Source organism: Plectonema cf. radiosum LEGE 06105 (genome assembly GCF_015207665.1).
Classification (GTDB): domain Bacteria; phylum Cyanobacteriota; class Cyanobacteriia; order Cyanobacteriales; family Nostocaceae; genus Rivularia; species Rivularia radiosa_A.
Map to the genome: position 1 here is coordinate 1 of NZ_JADEWL010000275.1, position 3,364 is coordinate 3,364.

A 3,364-nucleotide genomic window follows, 5' to 3' on the forward strand; every position below is an offset into this window, starting at 1 on the left:
CCCCATCACCCCATCCCCCATAGCTCCTCCCACTGCGGAATGGCTTTTCGTTGTATGGTTAATAATTCACCGATGCCTTTTTCAGCACAATCTAATAAATTATTTAATTGAGTACGGCTAAAACTACCTGCTTCTGCGGTTCCTTGAACTTCGATGATGCCTTGATTTTGATTCATCACTACGTTGAAATCTACTGTCGCTGCTAAGTCTTCGGGATAGTTCAAATCTAAAAATGCTTCTTCTTCTAATAAACCCACTGAAACCGCTGCAATTTGTCCGATTAATGGCGATCGCTCTAAAATACCTTCATTGATCAACTTGGAAATGGCGATCGCTAATGCCACAAATCCCCCAGTAATTGCTGTTGTACGGGTTCCAGCGTCGGCTTGGAGTACGTCTGCATCTACTGTTAAAAGCCGTTCTCCTAATGCCTCAAAATCTAACGCAGCTCGTAAACTGCGTCCGATCAACCGCTGAATTTCTTGGGTTCTTCCAGATAACTTCATAGTTTCTCGTTCGTGCCGCTGTTGAGTGGCTCCTGGCAACATTCGATACTCAGCAGTCAACCAACCTTGACCACTATCTACGAGAAATTTGGGAACTTTTTCGCTGACACTAACAGTACAAAGTACCTGAGTTTCTCCGCACTTTGCCAGAACCGAACCAGCAGCATAGCGCGTAAAATCTTTTACAAAGCTAACTGGACGCAGTTCGTAAGCTTGTCTACCATCAGGACGCTGCCACACCATTGGGAATGCCTCAATTTTCCCATATATGTTACCAGGGAATGAGGAATGGGATATTGGAGAACAGTTACAATTTTATCTTTTTCGGGAACATCTTCTTAAATTTTAAGAATCATCTTAACTCTTTGTTAAGTAGTTAAGCAAAATTATTTATAAGTTGTTATTGATTAGCTTTGTCATTTTTAACACATTCACATAAACTTAGACAACATATTTATTTCAAAAGTAAAATAACCTTTAAAATTAATTGTTATTGATTTTTAATACCTAAAAATGATTGACATTTATTATCAATTGTTTTAAGTTAACTTGATAGCTACTATCATCTGCACCTGTAGAGGATAGTAATAATTTTCATTAATGAATTTGAGAAGCTCTAGATGGGAATAAATAATCTATTCTCGGCAGGTGGAGTAGTGATCATACCATTCCTGGGATTTTGGTAAAAGGTGCAAAGTTGGCGATTAGCACAGCTAAACCCCTCTGGGGTAACGCCACTAAAAAAAGTAATTGAATTAATCGTATTGTTATCAGTTTTGTGTAGATTCCCCACGCCATGTAGAAAGGCTGATAGTATGGCGTTTCTACACAGTTTTAGGTTGAAATTAGATATTAAATTTTGTAAAACAAATGACTATAAAAATATCACAATCTGATTATTGGCAATTAATGGAACAAAACCAACAGTTAAATAAAAATTCGTCAATTGATAGTCAAGATATAATTTGCCAATATCCCCAAGAATTAGGAAAAGGATATTATCGAGAAATACAATTACGAGAAGGGTTAGAATTAGTAATAGAGAATAACCAACTACACGATGACCTAATTATAGAATGTCCCGAACGCCAGCATCCATTAGAATTTCATTTCCAAATTTCTGGTAGTTTCAGCGATAATCGGGTATGTTGTAATGATGCAGGTGAATACTTTTTTTATGGTAGCGGTATTGCTCCCCAGGAACAATGTCAAACTTCGAGCAAGCAGCAAATCTTATATGTAAACGTTCATATGCAGCCGGAATTATTTTACAGCTTTTTCGGCGAAAATATATCAGATATTCGCAAGGAGTTGAATTATCTGCTGCGAAATAAAAAGGAAGATTATTATTACTATTCCACGGGTAAAACAACAGCACAAATGCAAGTTGCCGTACAGCAGATATTACAATGCCCCTACGAAAAAATAACCAAGCGGATGTTTTTAGAAAGTAAAGTTTTGGAATTAATGGCTTTACTCGTAGAACAAACACAACAGCCAAAATCAGCAACAACTAGTTCTCATAATTTTAATTCCGAAGATTTAGAAAGACTACATTACGCTAAGGAAATTTTACAGCATAGTTTTGAAAATCCCCCATCATTATTACAATTAGCTCATCAAGTTGGACTAAACGACTACAAACTTAAACTTGGTTTTCGTCAAGTTTTTCAAACAACCGTATTTGGATATTTACAAACTTATCGCATGGAATTAGCCAAGGAATTGTTAGCTACAAAAACAATGAGCGTTCAACAAGTAGCTCGTAAAGTTGGTTACGCTCATGCTGGTTATTTTTCAGCAGCTTTTAAACGAAAATATGGGGTTAATCCTAAGTCATATCAGAAGAATTATATTTTATCTGCTTGAAAACTTGACCGAGAATTAAATTCCCGGTCTAATAGCGAAAGTCGTCTAAAGACGACTGAAAAATTAGCCCAATCCAGTATGAAATTATGATTTCAAATTGTGGGAGACGTAACAGTGTTACGTCTCTACACGGGTTTCATGTTGGATACAAAATGTAAGTAATAAAATCGCTTCATCATCAATCTAAAAAAAATCCGTTTAGTGACTGAAATAATCCGTACAGTAGTAAAAATCGTCTTCACAACTAAAGTAATTCCCTATATTCTTGAATATACTTCTCAATAGCTCCAAATAAAAAAGTGGTTTTCTGTAGAAGTAAGCGATTTATTTCGGGTGTATATATTACGTTTTATTGACAAGTATTAAGAACAATTACTTATAGTGGTGTGAAGAGTAATGATTCAAAAATGGTTGCTTCGTGGATGGTTTAGTGCGGGAACTATCTTACTGATGGTAACTCCCACGTTTGCTCAGACTGTTACAGAGAAAGAAATTCCTCAAGTAAGTGAAGTCAAGCAGTTTGCAAAAAGTGCGTCTTTGCTCGTACAGACACCTACAACAAATAACTCTCCTCAAAACCCCCCTTCTGAAGGAGAGAAACAGGAAAGTATTGTACTAATTACCGGAGTGAAAGCTAATCCCACGGATAAAGGTTTAGAAATAGTTTTACAAACATCTCAAGCAAGAAATTTACAAGTAATAAATCGCAGCAGTGGTAATAACTTTATCGCCGATATTCCCAACGCTCAATTACAGCAAGCGTCAGGGGATGCGTTTAAATTTAGTTCGGAAAAACCTGTAGAGGGAATTACTGGAATTACAGTAACTAATTTAGATGGGAATACAGTCAGAATAACTGCAACGGGTAAGAGTGCATTACCCAAGGTAGAATTATTTGATAGCGGACAAGGTTTGATTTTTGGATTAGCACCTGCTGCTTCGACTGCACAAAAACCCTCCTCAAAACCAGAAGAAACTCCATCAGAAAC

Annotated in this window: 3 protein-coding genes; 2 read left to right on the forward strand and 1 reads right to left on the reverse strand. The window is 36.7% G+C overall.

Features of this window, described 5'->3' with window-relative positions; genetic code table 11:
• Nucleotides 1–5: 5 nt before the first annotated feature.
• Nucleotides 6–749: a ribonuclease PH gene (gene rph, locus IQ247_RS31845; protein ID WP_193926189.1), complete on the reverse strand. Its 744-nt coding sequence runs from the start codon at nt 747–749 to the stop codon at nt 6–8.
• Nucleotides 750–1,376: 627 nt separating this feature from the next.
• On the opposite strand from rph, the gene IQ247_RS31850 reads away from it, so the two are divergent.
• Both IQ247_RS31850 and IQ247_RS31855 read left to right on the forward strand, forming a co-directional pair.
• Nucleotides 1,377–2,375: a helix-turn-helix transcriptional regulator gene (locus IQ247_RS31850; protein WP_193926190.1), complete on the forward strand. Its 999-nt coding sequence runs from the start codon at nt 1,377–1,379 to the stop codon at nt 2,373–2,375.
• A 396-nt stretch (nt 2,376–2,771) separates the two neighbouring features.
• Nucleotides 2,772–3,364, forward strand: a 593-nt coding sequence (locus IQ247_RS31855; protein WP_193926191.1) for an AMIN domain-containing protein, incomplete at its 3' end; no start/stop codon positions are given.

Excerpts from the sequence above, each read along its gene's own strand:
- rph (WP_193926189.1), bottom strand. The coding sequence starts at position 749 with ATGGTGTGGCAGCGTCCTGATGGTAGACAAGCTTACGAACTGCGTCCA.
- IQ247_RS31850 (WP_193926190.1), top strand. The coding sequence starts at position 1,377 with ATGACTATAAAAATATCACAATCTGATTATTGGCAATTAATGGAACAA.